Annotated in this window: 16 protein-coding genes and 1 tRNA gene; 8 read left to right on the plus strand and 9 right to left on the minus strand. The window is 44.9% G+C overall.

Annotated elements, in window-relative coordinates:
* Positions 1-6 precede the first annotated feature (6 nt).
* On the minus strand, positions 7-2,388 hold the full coding sequence (locus JMA39_RS18820; protein WP_202723420.1) for a DNA internalization-related competence protein ComEC/Rec2: 2,382 nt from the start codon (positions 2,386-2,388) through the stop codon (positions 7-9).
* A 31-nt stretch (positions 2,389-2,419) separates the two neighbouring features.
* Here JMA39_RS18820 and JMA39_RS18825 point away from each other — a divergent pair, with 31 nt between their 5' ends.
* Positions 2,420-2,926 carry a DUF2062 domain-containing protein gene (locus JMA39_RS18825; protein ID WP_202723468.1) on the plus strand — a complete coding sequence of 169 codons (507 nt, stop codon included), beginning with the start codon at positions 2,420-2,422 and terminating at the stop codon, positions 2,924-2,926.
* Positions 2,927-2,981: 55 nt separating this feature from the next.
* Here JMA39_RS18825 and JMA39_RS18830 read toward each other — a convergent pair whose 3' ends face one another.
* The 3 genes from JMA39_RS18830 to yejK all read right to left on the minus strand — a co-directional run bounded on the left by JMA39_RS18830 (position 2,982) and on the right by yejK (position 6,058).
* A complete protein-coding gene (locus tag JMA39_RS18830) occupies positions 2,982-3,779 on the minus strand; it encodes a M23 family metallopeptidase (RefSeq protein ID WP_202723469.1) in 798 nt (265 codons plus the stop codon).
* A 65-nt stretch (positions 3,780-3,844) separates the two neighbouring features.
* Complete coding sequence (locus tag JMA39_RS18835) at positions 3,845-4,735, minus strand: 6-carboxytetrahydropterin synthase (RefSeq protein WP_202723421.1); 891 nt, start codon at positions 4,733-4,735, stop codon at positions 3,845-3,847.
* Positions 4,736-5,029: 294 nt separating this feature from the next.
* The gene (gene yejK, locus JMA39_RS18840) at positions 5,030-6,058 is read right to left on the minus strand and encodes a nucleoid-associated protein YejK (RefSeq protein ID WP_202723422.1); all 1,029 of its coding nucleotides are present in this window, start codon (positions 6,056-6,058) and stop codon (positions 5,030-5,032) included.
* Positions 6,059-6,487: 429 nt separating this feature from the next.
* Between yejK and JMA39_RS18845 the strand changes: the two genes are divergently transcribed.
* The 3 genes from JMA39_RS18845 to JMA39_RS18855 all read left to right on the plus strand — a co-directional run bounded on the left by JMA39_RS18845 (position 6,488) and on the right by JMA39_RS18855 (position 8,785).
* Complete coding sequence (locus tag JMA39_RS18845; protein ID WP_202723423.1) at positions 6,488-6,706, plus strand: YejL family protein; 219 nt, start codon at positions 6,488-6,490, stop codon at positions 6,704-6,706.
* 82 nt (positions 6,707-6,788) lie between these two features.
* Positions 6,789-8,573: a DUF3413 domain-containing protein gene (locus JMA39_RS18850; protein ID WP_202723424.1), complete on the plus strand. Its 1,785-nt coding sequence runs from the start codon at positions 6,789-6,791 to the stop codon at positions 8,571-8,573.
* A gap of 135 nt (positions 8,574-8,708) precedes the next feature.
* Positions 8,709-8,785, plus strand: a tRNA-Pro gene (locus JMA39_RS18855).
* Positions 8,786-8,920: 135 nt separating this feature from the next.
* On the opposite strand, the gene JMA39_RS18860 is transcribed toward JMA39_RS18855, so the two are convergent.
* Positions 8,921-9,145: a cytochrome c3 family protein gene (locus JMA39_RS18860; RefSeq protein WP_202723425.1), complete on the minus strand. Its 225-nt coding sequence runs from the start codon at positions 9,143-9,145 to the stop codon at positions 8,921-8,923.
* Between the two features lie 435 nt (positions 9,146-9,580).
* On the opposite strand from JMA39_RS18860, the gene JMA39_RS18865 reads away from it, so the two are divergent.
* Positions 9,581-11,743: a sensor domain-containing diguanylate cyclase gene (locus tag JMA39_RS18865; RefSeq protein WP_202723426.1), complete on the plus strand. Its 2,163-nt coding sequence runs from the start codon at positions 9,581-9,583 to the stop codon at positions 11,741-11,743.
* Between the two features lie 64 nt (positions 11,744-11,807).
* Here JMA39_RS18865 and JMA39_RS18870 read toward each other — a convergent pair whose 3' ends face one another.
* Positions 11,808-13,247 carry an alpha/beta hydrolase gene (locus JMA39_RS18870; protein ID WP_202723427.1) on the minus strand — a complete coding sequence of 480 codons (1,440 nt, stop codon included), beginning with the start codon at positions 13,245-13,247 and terminating at the stop codon, positions 11,808-11,810.
* An 82-nt stretch (positions 13,248-13,329) separates the two neighbouring features.
* Between JMA39_RS18870 and JMA39_RS18875 the strand changes: the two genes are divergently transcribed.
* Positions 13,330-13,815 (plus strand): DUF6942 family protein, encoded by a 486-nt coding sequence (locus JMA39_RS18875; RefSeq protein WP_202723428.1) that lies wholly within the window; start codon positions 13,330-13,332, stop codon positions 13,813-13,815.
* A gap of 59 nt (positions 13,816-13,874) precedes the next feature.
* Here JMA39_RS18875 and nadE read toward each other — a convergent pair whose 3' ends face one another.
* Complete coding sequence (gene nadE / locus JMA39_RS18880) at positions 13,875-14,705, minus strand: ammonia-dependent NAD(+) synthetase (protein ID WP_202723429.1); 831 nt, start codon at positions 14,703-14,705, stop codon at positions 13,875-13,877.
* A gap of 168 nt (positions 14,706-14,873) precedes the next feature.
* Between nadE and JMA39_RS18885 the strand changes: the two genes are divergently transcribed.
* Positions 14,874-15,518 carry a LysE family transporter gene (locus JMA39_RS18885; RefSeq protein WP_202723430.1) on the plus strand — a complete coding sequence of 215 codons (645 nt, stop codon included), beginning with the start codon at positions 14,874-14,876 and terminating at the stop codon, positions 15,516-15,518.
* A gap of 299 nt (positions 15,519-15,817) precedes the next feature.
* Complete coding sequence (locus JMA39_RS18890) at positions 15,818-16,162, plus strand: hypothetical protein (RefSeq protein ID WP_202723431.1); 345 nt, start codon at positions 15,818-15,820, stop codon at positions 16,160-16,162.
* 102 nt (positions 16,163-16,264) lie between these two features.
* Here the strand turns inward: JMA39_RS18890 and JMA39_RS18895 are convergent, their stop codons facing one another.
* Both JMA39_RS18895 and JMA39_RS18900 read right to left on the minus strand, forming a co-directional pair.
* Positions 16,265-17,815 (minus strand): PhnE/PtxC family ABC transporter permease, encoded by a 1,551-nt coding sequence (locus JMA39_RS18895; protein ID WP_202723432.1) that lies wholly within the window; start codon positions 17,813-17,815, stop codon positions 16,265-16,267.
* 25 nt (positions 17,816-17,840) lie between these two features.
* A complete protein-coding gene (locus JMA39_RS18900) occupies positions 17,841-18,587 on the minus strand; it encodes an ATP-binding cassette domain-containing protein (protein ID WP_202723470.1) in 747 nt (248 codons plus the stop codon).
* Positions 18,588-18,636: the final 49 nt, after the last annotated feature.

Genomic DNA, 18,636 nt, shown 5'->3' on the forward strand with positions numbered 1-18,636 from the left:
AGCATTCTACTCTGGATTTTTAATCTGGCCAAACCTAAACACTTGGTTATACCAAAATGGTGCAAAATCTGACCGGTATGTACGAATTTCCACATCTTTTCGATTAAATAAAATACTTATTTGCCCCAATTCTCCACTGGTTAAAGTCGAAATATTGCGTTTTTGGTAACGCTCAACGATCTCTTCTTTAGGAAATCCCCACCGATTTCGAAACCCAGCAGGAAAAAGAACCAACTCAGGTGATACTGCATCGATAAAAGCTTCGGTTGATGAGGTCTTACTACCATGATGTGGCGCAATTAACACTCGGCTCTGCAATTTAGCGCCGCTGTTATGAGTATTAGCAAGTAGCTGCAACTCTGCACTTCTCTCTATATCGCCACTAAGTAACACACTATTGGTAATGTCACTCACTCTAACCACACATGAGCCATTGTTACCAGAGGTTACCTCACTCGGAGCCAACAGCTCTAGAGTCAGCCTTTGCCAATGAAGGGTCTTTGGTCTACAGCTAACTTGCTGAACGCCAGCCAGTTCAGGCCTAAGCTCAGTTGCCAGATCAGAGATCAGCTTAACGTTAGGATAATGCTTAATAATCGCCTCAGCCCCACCAGCATGATCATTATCTCCATGGCTTACCACCAAGTAATCAACCTCATTGATGCCTTTACTGGTAAGAAACGGTAACGCGACTCGCTCTGCGTAGCTAAAGCTGTTGCCATAACGAGCGCCTGTATCATAGATAATGGCTCGCTTATTCTGCTCTATCACGAGAGAAAGCCCCTGGCCCACATCGAGTAGATGAACCTGCCAGCGCTTATCATCAATGGGCAGCAATCTAAACATAATCGTGAGCAACAAGGGAATGAACATCACCGACAATAAGGCTCGCCATCGCGCTTGTTTAAAATTGACCATAAGGTAAAGGCCTATTAATGCAATCGTCAAAGTAGCGATAACGTCATTAGCGAGATCGATCCACACAAAATCAACAGAGCTGCTGTAGTCCAATATACTGACCACTGGCGACATAGCATAAGCCGCAAGAGTAAAAACGCCTGTGGTCGATAAACCTAAGTTGGTGAGCAGAATAAAAACCAATAACGACAACAGGCTTATAGGAATAAGCAACAAGGTAAACCAAGGCACAAGCAACAGATTGACGACTAAACTAGCCAGCGATGCTCCAGAAAAAAAGATCGCCTGAACCACGCACAGCCCAAGAGTTAAGCGCCACTGAACCGCCCAAAATGAGAGCGCTGCCGTGCGAAGCTTATTCCACAAAAGCAAATTCCAAGCAGGGGCGACACTTGCACTTGACGTAACCTTGATATTGGCGCTGTACGCCTCATCGGTAAACCGATACTGACTCACAGTGAGTAAGATAATAGCCAAGGCACTAAAAGAGAGCCAAAAGCCAGCACTTAACATACTCAAGGGATCGAGAACTAGGACGACAAAGAGTGCATAGAGTAGCCTTTCCCAACTTGAGGAGTGAGTTTTCAATGCGCTAAAACAGACAAATGCCAGCAGCATGATTAGCGCTCTCTGTGTAGAAACAGAAAAGCCTGCAAGATATGCGTAACCGATTGCTCCCAGAGCAGAGATAGCCAAACACAACAGCCAATTTCGGCGACTATTAACTGGCGAGTAACGATACAAGAATAAACGAGCCAGGATCAACAACCAAAGTGATACCACAGAAAGGTGTAGACCTGAGATAGCAAACAGATGACCCGTTCCAGTATTTCGAAGCTGCTGCCAACGTGCTGATGAAATAGCGCTCCTATCTCCGGCCAACAGCGCAAGTAACAGGTCGCCACTTCCATCATCGGCCAACACTGATTTCAACGCTATAATTAATCTTGTACGGTAATCAGGCTCATTTGTTAACATTTGGCCACTAACAACCCAGCCTTTTCCTATAATATGTTTAGCCAATAAATTCTTTTGTTGATTAAAACTGCCCTGATTTAATGTGCTGGTAATGGACTTAGGCTTTATGGTTAATAACCAGCGCTGGCCTGGTGTGACCGGCGGCGCATCACGCCAAGTTAATCTAAGCTTGCGATTAAGAATATGGGGGGAAACCGAATCAATAAGCGTAATATCCATACTGATCCGGTCGCCGTTTGTATGAACAAATGATATGATCTGCGATTCGACATTCAATGTATCGACTCGTTCACCTGTATTCCAGTCCATTAATAATGAATAAAACAGGCTAATCCAACTAATCGCAATTAAGCTTCCAGCGATAAATGGCATGCGTTTACAGGCGATAATAGCCGCCACGATAAGTACAGGTAGAATAGAGAGACTTGGTAGAGCAGGCCAAAGCAGCGCTGAAACTATAGTGATGCAATAGCCACACATAAATCGATTCATAGTGAGTAAGTTAAGACAGCAAATTGAAGTTATGCCAAAAAAAATAATTGAAAAGTTTATGCCTAAGCCTGAAACACTGCGCGAACACAAACACCTGCGCATGTTTGGCGATCTACTCCTAAAACCCAATTTATGGACCTTAAACCGCCGCTCAGCCCCCGGCGCCTTTGCCGTAGGCCTGTTTGCAGCATGGATCCCGATGCCATTTCAAATGGTGTTGGCCGCCGCATTGGCAATTTTATTTAACGTCAACCTTCCACTAGCCGTTGCGCTCGTGTGGGTAACGAACCCGATCACCATGCCTTTTATGTTTTATATCGCCTACCTTTTAGGCGCGACGCTACTAGGACATGAGCCTCAGGCGTTTAATTTCGAAGCAAGCTGGCAATGGGTCCAAGCCTCTGTTTCGACGATCGGCCCACCTTTCCTATTAGGTTGCTTGGTTTTAGCGGGTATTTTTTCAGCTGGGGGTTACTTCGTAATTAAAAACCTCTGGAAATACTCAGTATTATTTAAATGGAAGAAGCGCTACAAATAAGCCGAACCAGTTTAAGTTTCCCAATAAAAAAGCAGCCATTAGGCTGCTTTTTTATTTACTTGGCGCTTTCTTTTGCCAGTACGCTCTTCATCGAAGGCACGATAGTCGTTGGATCCAGTCGCATCTGGTACCAGTTCACGCGCCAATCAAGGTGCGGGCCTGTAGAGCGGCCTGTAGAGCCAACTTCTGCAACTTTGTCTCCCTGTTTCACCACATCGCCCTCTTTAACATACAACTTACTCAAGTGCAGAAAACTCGAGTTAACACCATAGCCATGATCAATAATCATGGTGCCACCAGAATAGAACATATCTGGCACAGAAAGAGATATCACCCCATCGGCCGGAGCCACTACAACGGTCCCCGTTTTCGCCGCGACATCTACACCGTAGTGTGGCGTACCGGGTTTACCATTATAAACACGCTGGCTACCATAAACTCCGGAGATCCTACCCGTTAAGGGCCAGATAAATTGCTGATTAAAAGCATCACTTGGCGTAAATTGCGCCCTTGCTGCTTTCACCTGCTTCGAATCCTTTGCTGCACGCGCTTGTGCCTTAGGATCCGGTTTCATGATTTTTTTGCTGATCCCATTTACTTGCTGAATTCGATACTCGCGCTTTGTCAGTGTTAACGGCTTCAGTTCGGTCAAACCATCGGGGTAAACCAATTTGAGCATCTGCTCTAGCTCTGCCTCTCTGGCAAAACCAAAGGCGAACTGACCTTGAGCGTTCACTTTTACTGGCTCATCATTCAAAAACACCTGCGTGCCGGGTTGCACCTTAGCTCGAACAAGTGCCCCTTGGGATAACTCACCGTTTATCTCAACCGCAGCATTGGCCTGAAAAGCCATGCTGGTCAATACACAGGTAAAAATCGTACGAGTAAAAGCTCTCAAAGCCACTCCTTATATGCTTATTAACTTGCAGCTTGAGTCGCTGCTTTACTAACAATCGCGCCCTTACCAACCCCTTCATAAGCAATCACTTTAAAGTCACTGCTTGGCGTTTTTTCAACTAAAGTTTGCGCCATATAATCAGCCAGTAACTCAACGGTTGTATCATGTGGAAGGATGTCACAACGCCCTTTAGGCATTGCTAGTTGAAAGTCGCCCTGTGGTGCCTGATAGTGAAATCCATAATGAGTATCATCGTTGACTACCGCTTGGGGCGACAAGGTTAGCGAACTGACTAATACCTGATCCTCTACCGTGGCTAAGTAGATATCCTGCCAACGCTTAGCCCAATACTCATCCCACTTGGGTGCCGCAACGCCATTTTCAAACACGGTGACCGGGCTACGATGACCGTGAGCTATTCGCTGGCAGTTACCATCATGTTTTTTCAAGCCGTGGCTGTAATGATAATAAGGCGCCTCGTGAATTTCATTTCTGAGTGTCAGCGAGATCCCCTCAACATTTGCCGGTAATGCCTCTTTTAGTGCCTGCTGCAAAAATTTATTCACACTCTCAAAATCGATTATCTCGCTTGGAATGAGTGCAAAAGCCTCTGACGGACAGGCAAGGTGTATCTCACCTTGTTGACTGGTAAAATCCATCCATACCCTGTCGCCCTGCTGTTGCCAACGAACTTCACTGCAGGCTGTCGGGATCAGAAGACGATGGTCAGCCACATCATCAATGGTACTCTTAATGGTTCGTTTCACTTTCGCAAAATCGAGCACCATGTTTTGCTCATCTAAACCACCATCGAGTAACACATCAACAATCCAGCTTTCTCCCACCATGCCTCTAATAGGACAAAGATAAGAAAAATCGATAACCGTTAAATCTTTAACAAACAATTGCATTTGCGCTCCTAGGTAGAAAAACAGTCTACCGGCCTTAGTCCACGCAGCAATGGCCGCAGGATAAATGTACTTAATTAGAGTCAAGCAGGTATGACTCTTCTAATAATAGCCGTAGCTTACATTGAACAGAGATAACATTCGACTTTTTTAGTCTGAGTGTCTATTTACTCCGCACAGCCCTCAATCTCAGGTATAAAATGACACTCCAAGGTGATATGCAATAACAAAAAACCGAGCTACTAAGGCTCGGCTTTCAAATTCATTACACCCATTGTCATGCTGACACTTTAAGGGTTACTCGCCCTTTAGGCGACGGTCGAGCTGATCTTTTAGGTTTGCTGGTACACCTTTAATGATAATGGTGTCTGAAACTGGATCGTAAATAACCCGCTCACCAAGGTGTTGACCGTCGAAACTTAGTGTTACGCCACCACCAGTACCTGAGAACTTCTTCAACTGCCTTAGGGTTGGTTTATCACCAGGAAATTCCTCTTCCAGTTCATAATTGCCCCCCTGAGCGAAGTCATAGAAAGAGTCCATACCTTGGTCTGCAAGCTCGTCTGCTAAGTCTTTAATCTGAATCGACGCGCCTTCATCACAACGCTCGGTGCAGTAATCAAATACTCGCTCACGGGCTTGCTGACGTTCATCTTTGGTGAGCTCGCTATTACCCACAAAATCTTCAACCGCGTTCATTAACGACTTATTCTGTGCTTTGGTGTTTACGCCTTCAACGCAGCCCATGAAATCGAGGAAGAAATCAGCGACTTTACGACCCGCGCGGCCGCGAATAAAGGAGATATATTTTTTCGATTCAGGATCGGCTTGCCACTCTGTTAAATCGATTCTCGCCGCAAGTTGCACGTTATTAAGATCTAAGTGGGTATTTTGCGACAGCTCCATATCATCGAGTACTGTCATCGAAGATTTTGCGTTAAGTAACGAAACAAACAGATAGTCGCTCGTCATATAGGTATAACAAGACAACAATAGGAAGCCACCGGTACTAAAGTCATATTTGGCCAGCTCCTCTTGCAAAAGCTTGCCAGCGATGCCAGAAAACTCTACAAAACCCAGCTCGCCCTGACGATAAGTCGTTAACGCTTCTTCAAACTTAGTGTTGGCTTCGCCATCTTCTCCATTAATACCAAAGTGACCAAATCCTTTACCCGCTTTAGTGGTATAGGTTTGATGCAACTCTTCTAGCATCGCCTCAACCGCTTGGCTGTTTAGCAGAGGTTGTGGACGTAATCGACAACTAAGTTGACCTTCACCATCTTGAGAAATGGAGTGGATAATTGCTTGTTCGACGTTAATACTCATTGAGCCTCGATAAATTTGGCAAGGAGCGCATGCTTTGGCTCACGCTCTAAGTGTAAATAATTGATATTCTGCCGTTGTATAGAGGAAGAGATATCCCCCCTAAACCAACAACATTCTAATGCTCGCTATCATACCAGAGAGGTGTTAAAAATCTATATCTCTTCAATCACGACTCGAAGCTAAAAAATTCATTTAAAACCACTATGCCCACAATCTGGCCTCGCCAAAAGCAGCAAGTAGAAGAGCCCAATGCAGGCTGTAATCTTCATAAAAACGCCAGCAAATATGCCGCACAAACTCGGCATTATCAGCAATAGAGTGGCTCAATCAAACTGTCATCCCAAAAAGGAGAACAAAAAGTGCGGAGCTTCTGCAAAAAATCCGTTATTATATGCCGTTAATTAAGATTTTAAGTGAACCTTTATCATTATGGCTATTCAATCCAAATATTCTAACGCTCAAGTAGAGTCAATTATTGCAGAGTTACTTGCAGTTTTAGAGAAGCACCAATCTCCAACAGACCTAAGCTTAATGGCGTTAGGTAACTGCGTAACTCACCTTTTGCAAAACAAAGTTCCCGCTGAAGCTCGTGAAGTGGTTGCAGAGCAATTTGCTAAAGCATTATCGCAGTCAGTCAAAGCTAACTAAGATAGATATAATTAAGCTGAACAAGTTAAGGCTAACCGACTTAGGTTAACCTTCATAAAGCCTAAACAATAAATGGAACAACATGGTCGAGCGACAAAAACAGATTGGACGTGATCGCGTTTCACGATTAGTAAGCTGGGGACATTGGTTTGCCTTTATTAATGGCCTACTCGCCATTATCGTCGGCTATCGCTACCTCGACAGCATTGGACTTCCTGAAACTTTTATTGGCTGGGGCTACTTAGTGATCAGCACCATAGGCCATTTTAGCTTTTTAGCTTTTATGGTCTATTTGGTTTTTATTTTCCCGATAACGTTATTGCTTCCCTATTCAAGGATCCTCAGGGGATATGCCGCAGTCGTGGCGACTTTGAGTTTATGCTTATTGCTCTATGATACGGTTATCTATGATGATTATGGTCTTCATTTAAGCCCCTTTGTTTTTGATCTCGCATGGGCAGACTTAAATGCTCTGCTTCGCGGCACCTCATACATTATTACCCCTATTGCCATCTTGGTGATAGAACTCACCCTTGCCAACTTCCTGTGGAAGCGGATCGAGAGAATCCGTAAGCGTAACGTCGGCAACAAGGTTGTTGCGATTGTTGGGATCTGCTTTGTGTCCAGCCACCTCATTCATATCTGGGGCGACGCTGCCGATGTCACCGAAATTACCCATTTTGATGACGCCTATCCGCTATCCTACCCAGCAACAGCAAAGAGCTTAATGGAAAGCTATGGAATAGAAGGCATTCAAGATCACCAGAGCCAAACACCACCTAAGTCTCGCCTGCAGTATCCACTGGAGCCGATGCAGTGTCATGCCGATAGCCAACCTAATATATTAGTCATTGCCGTAGACAGCTTACGTGCCGATCTTGTCAATGAATCAACGATGCCGTTCCTATCGTCTTACGCTAAGCATAATGTGAACTTTACTCAGCACCTCAGTGGCGGCAACCAGTTCAATAGTGGCATGTTTAGCTTGCTCTACGGCCTACAAGGCAGTTACTCCAACGACGTAGATCTACATTATCAAAGTCCAGTATTAACCCAAGAATTAGCTTCTAAGGGCTATGAATTAGGGCTATTTACCACACAAGATACGCTGGCCTCCCCGCTGGCAATATACAAAGATTTTGAACGAATCGATGCCGAGCATCTAAATAGCTATGCCAAGTCGGATCTACAATCCATAGCCAACTGGCAGCAGTGGACCGATTCAGCCCGCCAACCTTGGTTTAGTCTGCTCAACTTAAAGTCCCCCGATAGCTACGATACACCTATCGGCTTCCTTGGCATTAAAACTGTACAATCTGAGGCTAAATTAAAACCTGCACAAAAAGTGCTATTTAACCAATATCGTCAATCGCTTAATTTTATCGATAAGCAGATTGAGCAGGTCGTGAATAGCCTACCCGAAGGGACGATGGTGGTCATTACTGGCGTTAACGGTAAGATGTTTACCAGTAACCCCGATGAAGCACGGGTTAACCTGTCTCCAGACAGTGTTCGTGTACCTATGATCATTCATTGGCCGAACGAAGTGTCGCCAAAACAGGTTAATTATCGCACCACCCATAACGGTTTAGTCCCAGCGATTATGACCCAAATCTTAGGCTGTACTAATCCGGCATCAGATTACAGCTCAGACCAAAGCTTGATGCAACCAAGCGACAAGAGCTGGGTATACGTTGGCGACCATAGAATATTTGCTATTTATCAACCGTCAGAAATTACCGTAATTGACCGTCACGGCAAGTATCGGATCTATGACAGTGAGTACCGTAAACGCTTAAAGAAGAAAATGAGCGCACCAGAGTTGATTGAGGTCATGCGCGAAGGACGCCGACTACATACCCACTAAAGATTATAAACTAAGCAAATGAACCGTTTAAACGAATGAAGAGCTTGCGCTAATAAAAATGACTTGATAAAGTGCTGGCTCTTCAGAACGCTCCCCCTTAGTTATAAATTGCTATAACGGTTCTGTAGAATATCTCGGGATATGGCCTAGTCCGGTAAGGCGCTTGTCTGGGGGACAAGAGATCACAGGTTCAAATCCTGTTATCCCGACCAAATCAAATAAAAAAGCCAGCTTATTAGCTGGTTTTTTTATATCTGCACTATTTATAAATCACAAAGCTCAGATAATTGCAGATTAGACATAAAAAAAGCGCTGATATTACAGCGCTTTTAATCTTGCCTGAGTATTTACTCGTGACAGTCAGCACACTCTTTCATTGTTAGATCTGGAGTGTGAACTTCTTTATCTAATTCGTGAGCACTTCCCATATCGTGACAATCGTTACAAGTCGCAATGGTTGCTTCCATTTCAGTATGCTCTTCGACATTAATTGTCTCATGGCAATCTGTACAGTTTACAGCCATAGCTGAAGCAGAAAACGCTAACGCAGCAACCAAAGTTAAATATTTCATATGCATTCCTTAATATCGGAGTTATCGCACTTAATGTTTGTGTTGTCACAAAACTGTTAAGGCTTATTTTTGTTAATGCTGCCTAATAAATGAAAGACTTAGTCCCTCTGCAGACTTGCCTACCATGATATGACTTAACCTTAATTGAAACTTAAATTTGGCGGTGGAGTTGAACAAAAGCTGAATGGCGGACCGATGACTTTTAAAGGATGTGAGCAAGGTCAGACATATCACCAAAATAGTACTTTTTCCTTTTAATCCGCATAGATTTAAACGTCCTGTTACTCTGTAAAACCACCTCAATCATTGACTATTTTTTATTCAAGCAGGGTTCAGCTTCTCGTTATAAGTTGCTATCACAGAACAAAGTTAATAAATTGTAAATATCGGTACCATTAATCAAAGCCATTCTAATCAAAACAAAGGCGAATTGTATTGGGGAAAATAGAAAATAATAAACTGCTGCTAGCCTCGGTGTTAGGATTCATTGGATTAGTTATAAACCTCTATCCCATCCATCTGTTTGCTAACATACAGCTGATCCTCGGCAACGTATCTTATGTTATTGCCGCCATATTACTTGGCCCTTGGTATGCACTTTACACTGCAATAATTACCGTTACTGGGTTAATGATGGTCTGGGATAGTCCCCATGTATACTTTCTATTTGGCGTTGAGGCTCTCTGTCTTGGCTTTGCTAGGCGAAGCCATCTCTACGCACTATATGCCAGCTTCGGTTTTTGGTTATTCATAGGAATGCCACTGTTTTACCTGTATATTTTTCTATTCACCGACCTGCCCAGTAGCCATATCGCTTTCGTTATTTTAAAGCAAGGGATCAATGGGCTCGTCTACGCCTGTATTGGCTCACTGTTGATTATCTTAATCCCTTCTTTTTGGCATTTTAAAAACAAGCTCAAAGACGCACCTAGGCGTACCTTCAATGCCCAGCTCACCTATACTTTCACGCTGGTTATTACCGTTGCCCTGCTGTTAGCCGCATTACTGTTTAACAATCAGTTTATCGAACGCCAACAAGCCTTGCTTTATCAAAATATCGAAAACTCTGCCGACCATTTAGGGCTATCGACTCAGGCTTACTTAAACTCTCATACCCAAGCGATTAAGAATGCGGCTGCATGGCTCAGCCTAAATCAATATGCTGAAGTTGAGGAACAAATTTTATTATCTCAGCTGCACACTCATTACCCGGGCTTTATCACCATGCTACTGGCAGATAAACAAGGGACTGTCATTAGTGCCAGTCCAGCGTCACTTCTTTCTAGCCTAGAGAGCCAGCCTGAATTCGATATTCGAGATAGGAGCTACTTTGTTGAAGCCTTTATTAATCAACGTCACTTCACTTCTCCCGTTTTCTTAGGTAAAGGTTTTGGGCAAGATCCGATTGTCGCCATCAGCGCACCAATCTATCGCCCTGATACTCCTCATCAGCCCATAGGGATCATCGAAGGTTCACTTGACCTACAGGAGTTCAAAGCAATCGACCACGTCAATACTGGCAGCCATAGCCAGTCCATAGTGCTCATAGATAAAAACCGTCGAGTAATTTATGCCTCTGATAATCTGGATATTACTCCGCTGTCAGAATTTAGTTACTCGGTACCCAGTAAGAACTACATCACCCCATTTCCTATGCTTAATATCGCCCATAGTGACAATATGGCCCCTGAGTACGTCTATGCTAGTGTGAAGCTCGAAAATGACTGGCAGCTATTCGTGCTTAATCCTTTTCGCCCCTTAGTGGAACTGGTTGAAGGCATGTATTTAGCAACATTTGCAATATTATTTGTTGCGCTATCGATCACCATCTATATCTCGCACGTCATCAGCGGGCGCCTTACCTTGCCACTAGAAAATATCGCCAACAAATTCAGCACAACACCACAGGGGCCTCACAGCGAATATGCGGTAGATGAAGAGTCACCGCAGGAGATCTACACACTGTTTCAGCGCTTACAACAGAGTAAAAGCCAACTTATTGGTTATCAGCTCGAACTTGAAGAAAAGGTGGCGCTGCGAACCCTAGAGTTAGAGCGCGCTAACAACAAATTACAGGCATTAGCCGAGAAAGACCCACTCACAGGCTTGTATAATCGCCGCTACGCCGAGAATAAGTTCCCTGCTATTCAGGAGCTTTGTCAGCGTAGTGATGAAGTGATTGCCATCGCCCTACTGGACCTTGATAAGTTTAAATTCATTAATGACACTTACGGCCATGATGGTGGCGATCTCACCCTTAAACGCGTTGCCGAGCTCCTCAGTCAGGAGTTTAAACGCGACTCAGACATTATAGTGCGATATGGCGGCGAAGAGTTCTTACTGATTATGCCCCTTTGTAATGCTCTGAAAATTGAGGGGCATTTAGAAAGCTTTAGACAGAAATTACAAGAGACGGGAATTGAACTAGAAACAGATAAAGTACAATTCCAAGTGACTGCCAGCATAGGTGCCGTCATAGGTAACGGAAGCTTCAACGCCTCACTGGATGAGTGGGTCAAGCAGGCCGATATCAACCTTTATCAAGCCAAGAACTCTGGCAGAAACCAGCTCGTTTTCACCACCTTAGAAGACTCATAGACTCGACAAAACCGTGAGAGTAATACAGTTAGGGCGAACTTTTTAGCAGGATCGTTAGTTAATATTAGGGAACGATTACCTCATCCATTTTTTCAAGCAGATAGCTATGAAAAGGGTTCCACTTTTGCCTCAACATCTCACTGGCTGACACACTGATCACGCCTCTCTCACCACGGGATGCACCAGTACCAATCTGAATATGCGGCTTTTTATCATCCCAAATCGGACCATAAAGGGCATCACTTTTTGGAAAAGGCAGTGCAACATGCGACAAAGAGTAAACCTGTTTTGGCCAACTTAACCCAAGTGATGTGACGTCGTTGTCATTTAAGCGTCTTGCTTGAAGCTCTCTGCTCTCGGGGCTCTGGTTTTCTATTAAGGTAAAGTCATAGTTAAACTCTCCCTTAGCCATCATCTGCCGGTAAGGCTCGAGTGGATCATTTAAAATAAGGCTCAAATTCACTTTGGTTCGGTTAATATCGAACAATACCAACTCATGGTCAGCATCGGGCAGCAGGCTGTATAGCGAACTGATCACCGCACTGGTATCAACGGTATCATCGGTCAGGGATTGAAACGTCAGTATGGGAGGCAACTCTTCTAGCGCTTTAAAGCCTAACTGCTGAACAAGTTGATGATTACGCAATGAAAGCTGATACACCACATCTCCGGCATTCACGGCAAAGGAGCCATATTTAAACGGATCGTATTCGGCTTGAATGCTGTTCCAGCTTAACTTATCTAAACCGAGTACCGTCCCGAGCCTAGCCTGCCATTTTGCGCCAGCGGCAACCGGGGGTAAACCTATTGCCGGAGAGATCAACACCATGGTTGCATAATCAGTCCCTTTGTCGGTTGCTATCTGCTCTAGCTCATGATTAAGCGCTAATGCAGCTCCGGTAGAGAAGCCAACTAAATACAGTGGTTTTTCACCTAACACCTGCTTCATATGCGCTGTTGCCAGTGCCACAGCCCCAGCCATGTCTTGCCAATAGATATGCGTCAATGCCGACGGCAAGGTACCATGACCAGGCAATCTTAAACCTAGCACATGGGCTTGGTCTTTATAGTGCTTAGCAAAGTGTGACATGGCATAAGGAGAGTCTGACATGCCGTGAATGAGTAGTACCCCAAACTCGGCATCGGCGTTGGCCCATTCATAGCTTCGATTCCAGTCTTGTGACCAGAGTGCAGGATCTGAGTAACTGCCACGAACATAACGATTGATAACATCAAACGGCTGAGGCGCTTTGGGATCAAGATAAATCTTTTTTTCCAGCTCATCGAACAGCTTGTCTTCAAGCTGCATATACTCTGAAAAACTACTCACATCGCTGTGGGCACGATATTCTGAGGTTAATTCAGTTGTATGCCAGAGTGATAAGTCGGGACGAGAATTCAAATACCAAACGGCCATCGCGATTAATGCTAGGCTGGTTCCTAAGGATGCATAAAACAGCGCAAAGGCCAAATGTTTTGTCGACCCTATAATAATGGCTTTCATAATCGTCGCGATTTTCCCTAAACAAGCGTATTAGTTTAACTTACACGCTTTTACACTGAAATGGTGAGATTAAGGAGAAACATTGAATAAAAATAAGCAGATAATCGGTTTAGAAAACGCAAAAATATGTTTCTACCTGCCGACACCGCCTACGCTTGAGGCTAATTGGAGCCATACTGCGCCATTAGCAGTACAAAACCTTATCAAGATTAACGGGAATCATTGGCGCAAAATTTTAACTATTATGGCCAAAATCGCTGTAGCCAATACGAACTGGAAACGCTATCGTGACGAGCTGTTACTCAAGCAAGATGAATCTATTTTGATTGATAGCGTTCAGCTTAATCCAAACGCCAGCGTGCATATTATTTGCGGCCAGCTAAGTGCTCAAAAGTTAAATCTTAACTCCGCCCTCTTTAAGCCGATAACCTCAGACTCAAGCTCAAGCCATGTTAGCAAGCATACAAGCCAAGCTATCTACCTCTGCCCCTACCTTGACTATCGCCAATTCCCAAACCAACAGATCGACATATTAAGAGCAGCATTAACTCTACCGCCACTGAGTTAAACCATAATCGCGAGCCAATGAAAAAGGCGCCGTAGCGCCTTTAAATTCAGAGTGGATAATTAGTCGTAAATCGTCGGAATTGACTCACGCTTATGTTGAGTAGCACGATAGATCCCAACCAGCTTATCATTAACAAAATCGCTGACCTCTTTACCCTCTAGGAAATCATCAATCTGATCATAAGTAAGACCTAGGGCAACTTCATCTTCTAACTGAGGCTTACTCTCTTCTAAATCCGCCGTCGGCGCTTTGACGACTAATGTCTCTGGCGCACCTAGGAAGGCTGCGAGTTGACGAACCTGACGCTTATTAAGGCCAAACAGAGGTGCTAAATCGCAGGCACCATCGCCCCACTTGGTATAAAATCCGGTAATATTTTCGGCGCTATGATCGGTGCCAACTACAAGCCCACCAACTAAGCCCGCGATCTCATACTGGGCGACCATGCGCATTCTTGCTTTCACATTACCCTTAACAAAATCGACTTTATCGGCGTCAGGCAACTCAATACCCGCCGCTTCTGCTGCCGCTAAGGTTTCGGCATGTACACCATCGACTCCGAATTTTACATTCACCGTGACCAGCTTCGAAGGCTGAATAAACTGACAGGCCAGCTGAGCTTCATCTTCATCTTTTTGTACATCGTAAGGCAGGCGAACCGCGATAAACTGATAACTTTTACCGTTAGACTCACTATTGAGTTCTTCAATGGCAAGCTGACACAAGCGCCCTGCGAGTGAAGAGTCTACGCCACCACTGATCCCCAAGACTAAAGAAGAGGTACTCGATTGCTTAAGCTTTGACTTAATGAATGCGATACGTCTTTGTACTTCAAAGCCAGGATCAATAGCATTAAGCACCTTCATTTCTCTTAAGATCTGTCCTTTCACGTTCTACACTCCGATGGTAGTTGGCAGAAAAATCGATTTATATTATGGGTGAATTCGCTCGACAATTCACGACCTGTTTAATCACAATCGTGTTAATTTAAGCGCTAACGGGCAATATGTATCATTCAGGCCCTAAAGTTGTCATTAACTCACGCAATAAGAGACTCGATGGAATATCAATTACTCCTATCACTTAGCATCATTCATCTGTTGGCGCTTGCCAGCCCCGGCCCTGACTTTGCGTTAGTGGTTCGCCTTGCAACCCAAGAATCTCGCACTGCGGCAGTCGCATCGGCGCTTGGTATCGCAGTGGCCATTTTAGGCCATACCCTGTTGAGCCTAACTGGTGTCAGCATCATTATTCAAAGTTCAAATCTATTATTTACCTTGGTTCAGCTAGCGGGAGCCAGCTACTTAGCTTGGATGGGGATTGGCGCAATAAAAGCGGCTTGGCTACACTGGCGAGATCCAGTCGCGCTGGAGAAAGCCTCAAACAGCACTGGGCTAACGGGCTTTCGCGGATTCTTGCAAGGGCTCTATACCAATTTGCTAAACCCGAAAGCCTTGGTCTTCTTCATCACACTGTTTTCGACACTGATCACCCCAACCGTTAGCCTTTCGACCAAAAGCATGGCCGCGCTGCTGCTATTTTTATTATCTTTTATCTGGTTTAGCTTTATCGCCGTGGTGCTCTCTAAGCCCAGAGTCCAGCTGAAGATGAAAAAAGCTAGCCCATTCATCAACCTTGTGACTGGCACTATTTTTGTTGGCGTTGCGCTGACCATTCTCTCAGGGGTCGTGGTGTCACACTAACAGCGTACACCTAGCCAGGAATAACTCTAAGATAAAGAACTCAAACGGCTTGAGCAGTTGCCTTTCTTCGTGAGCTCGTAGTCCTTGGTATGAGCCGCTTTTATCCCCATGCAAGTGATTGAATTCGAATTTGCAAACATGAAACGCCCTGCTCTCAAAAAACGACACAGTGCTGCAGCCTCCTATCCTGACGTTCTTGAACTGAGTAATTCTCATTATTGTGAAGCCGCCTATAGAATACGTCTTATGCTTTCACGTAAGCTCTGTCTCATTATAATCATTTCCTAAGGTAACCTGTCATGTGGTGGCGAATCCTGCTTATCTGTTTAGCCTATCTTCTTATCGGTGCACATTTTTTACGTTTTGGTCAAAACACTGCCTGTATTGCTTTTGCCTTAAGCCCCTTGCTGCTGTTTATTAAAGCCAGCTGGGCCACCCGAGTATTACAGCTGGGTCTGGTTGCCTGCGCATTTCTTGTTTGGGGTGTGAGCAGTTTTGAGTATATTCAAATGCGGATCGTCGCCGAAGCACCTTGGTATCGTTTAAGCGCGATTATGGCAGGTGTCATCGCCTTTACACTCTTCGCAGCATGGTGTGGTAACGGCATCATTCAAAAGCGTAATCAACGCAAGATTTTTAGCTAAGAAGCATTAACTGACAACTTTGATATAACTACCTATCGCTAGATGGGTAGTTATATCGATATAGATTAGGGCAGCTAAGAGTGAAACACTTGATTGGTGACACTAATGAGCGCAGGCGAGTTGCCCTTTGTTTTTTGAGTAGAGTACGCGCCGGCTCAAAATGTCGACGGCAATGTTGAGTAGCGCCGTGACAAACATCAATACCAATGCGCCGTTGAAGCGAATTTCGGCAAAGTTACTGTCAATATAAAAGCCCAGTGTCGCTATTCCTAACATCCCCAAGATAGCCGTCTCTCTTAAGATCACCTCAAACCGATAAAACAGCAGTGCCATCATATTCGGATAGATGGCAGGCAAGACTTCATATCCATAACCATCAATTTTATGATTAAAGTGCGCCGAAACGGCCACATTATCGGCGTGCCTAACGGTTAAATAGGCGATCAATGCGCCATTATGGATAGCTAAAGCCAGTATTGCCGGTAACATTGACGGCCCAAGCAGCAGCATAAATACGAAGGCGAAGATATACTCCGGCACCGACCGTAAGATAAGTAAAAGAAAACGATTCGTCTGTGCGATAACGCCACCACTTAGGCGCTTATCGCTAATGGCACTAGCAACAAGCGCAAAGATATGGCTCATCCCCAATGCCGCTACTGCGAGCAAAAGAGTAGCAATAATCCCTGGTAGTGCCTGCTCAGACAGTAAGCTTATCAACCAATCGCCAAACTGACTGAGTATCTCTGCCCCGCTCATTCCGCTGCTTTGTAGCCCATGGCTTTGAAACGTCTGGTTTTGAAACATGGGCGGCAAAATATCTTGACTTAAAAAACGCCAGATCAATGCGCCATCAATATTGGGGATCTCCGGCAGTGCCCAGATAGCGAGAATAAAATAGAACGGCAATAGCTTTAATCGACACCAGTATGGAATAGTGCCAATGAGGGCGATAAATAGCATCAGTAGTGCAGCTCCCTGATGATAGTGTCCTTGACGAAAAGCGGTCTCTAAGTAAAAGCCTAAGGTGGGCATTCCTACAAACCCCAGCACTGCGCTGCTTCTTAGGGCACACTCGAATCGATAGCGTACATAAGCACGTACAGAGACAAGCACGTGAGCTAGCCGCCCATAGAGGTAACGACTGACTCGGTCGGTACCGTGTGGCAGTGTCTGCAAGGTTGTTATGGGGGATTGCTGCAAGATATCACTAAAAACCCGGGCAAATGTGGCGGCAAACGGCAGTGCGATAGCCAAAATACCGGTCAGCGGTGACAGGCCAAAAATTTGTAGGAAAAGTAATGCCCAGAAGATCTCATGGATTGAACGAATAAAAGCGCAGAACGCCGCCACATAGGGCTTGTGGTAAACCAAGGCAAGTGGCGCCCCAAGAATCAGCGCTATCAATATGCCCAAGAGGGCAAAACTCACGGTTTGCCATAAGGCTTGCAGTAGGTATTCTGTGGCAAAAAAATCAGGTGCGATAAAACCTTGGCCAATTAGTAACAACTCACTCCAAGGATCTAGCGCAATAATTTCGGTATCAGCAAAATAAAAGCAGACCAGCGTTACGGCCCACAGCATTAGTGTCACTTTTTTCCAGTAACCCACAAATGAAAATTGCTTACTGGGTTTAAGTACTTGCCCTAGCATGCTAACAAGGCTTATTCATACTTAGCTACTCATGCTTAGCTAGGCATTGTTGCGGCTCGACCTGAGATAAATCGAGTCGTGCTGCTGCGTTATCTACACCATCTGCAGCTTTGCTATCACAGCTCTCTTGATAAAAAGCTTCGAGAGTATGTAGATCTAAGGCGGCAGCATCGATGTCAAGAACGGTACGCCCATCGCGAAGGCCTATCACCCGATCAAAATAACTTAGCGCCATATCCATATCGTGCAACACCATAATTACCGAGTCATGACTGGCTAAAACCTCAGTTAACAGTCGCTGTCCCATCACAGGATCCAGTGCTGAGAAAGGTTCGTCACCAATCAACAGAGCCTGACGCTGATACAGCGCCCGCCCAAGGGCAACGCGCTGCCTTTGGCCACCGGAAAGCGCTGACACGGGCTGAGATAATGGACAATCGAGTTCGAGTGCATCTGCGATTTGCTGTATGGCTTGTCGCGGCTCTTTAAATGGGTAAACAAGATTAGCAAGATTGTAATACCAAGAGTGCTGATTCAGCGCACCCATAAAAATATTATGGAACACGCTTAAGTTCTCAACCAGACCTTGCCTCTGGGAACACAAAGCTGAAGTTGGTCTAAGCTGCTCAAAAATATGGTTAACGAGGGTCGACTTACCACAACCTGAGCGCCCAATGATGGCAACTTTTTCGCCATGGTAAAAAGACAGCGCATCGATATCAAGGGCTGTCTTTCCTTCAAACTGAACGATGAGGTTATTGAGCGTCAACATAGACTTACTCAATATGGATTTACTCAACATCTGCTTAGTCAGCTTAGAT

Origin of the sequence: Shewanella schlegeliana, assembly GCF_016765635.1 — a bacterium.
Classification (GTDB): Bacteria; Pseudomonadota; Gammaproteobacteria; order Enterobacterales; family Shewanellaceae; genus Shewanella; species Shewanella schlegeliana.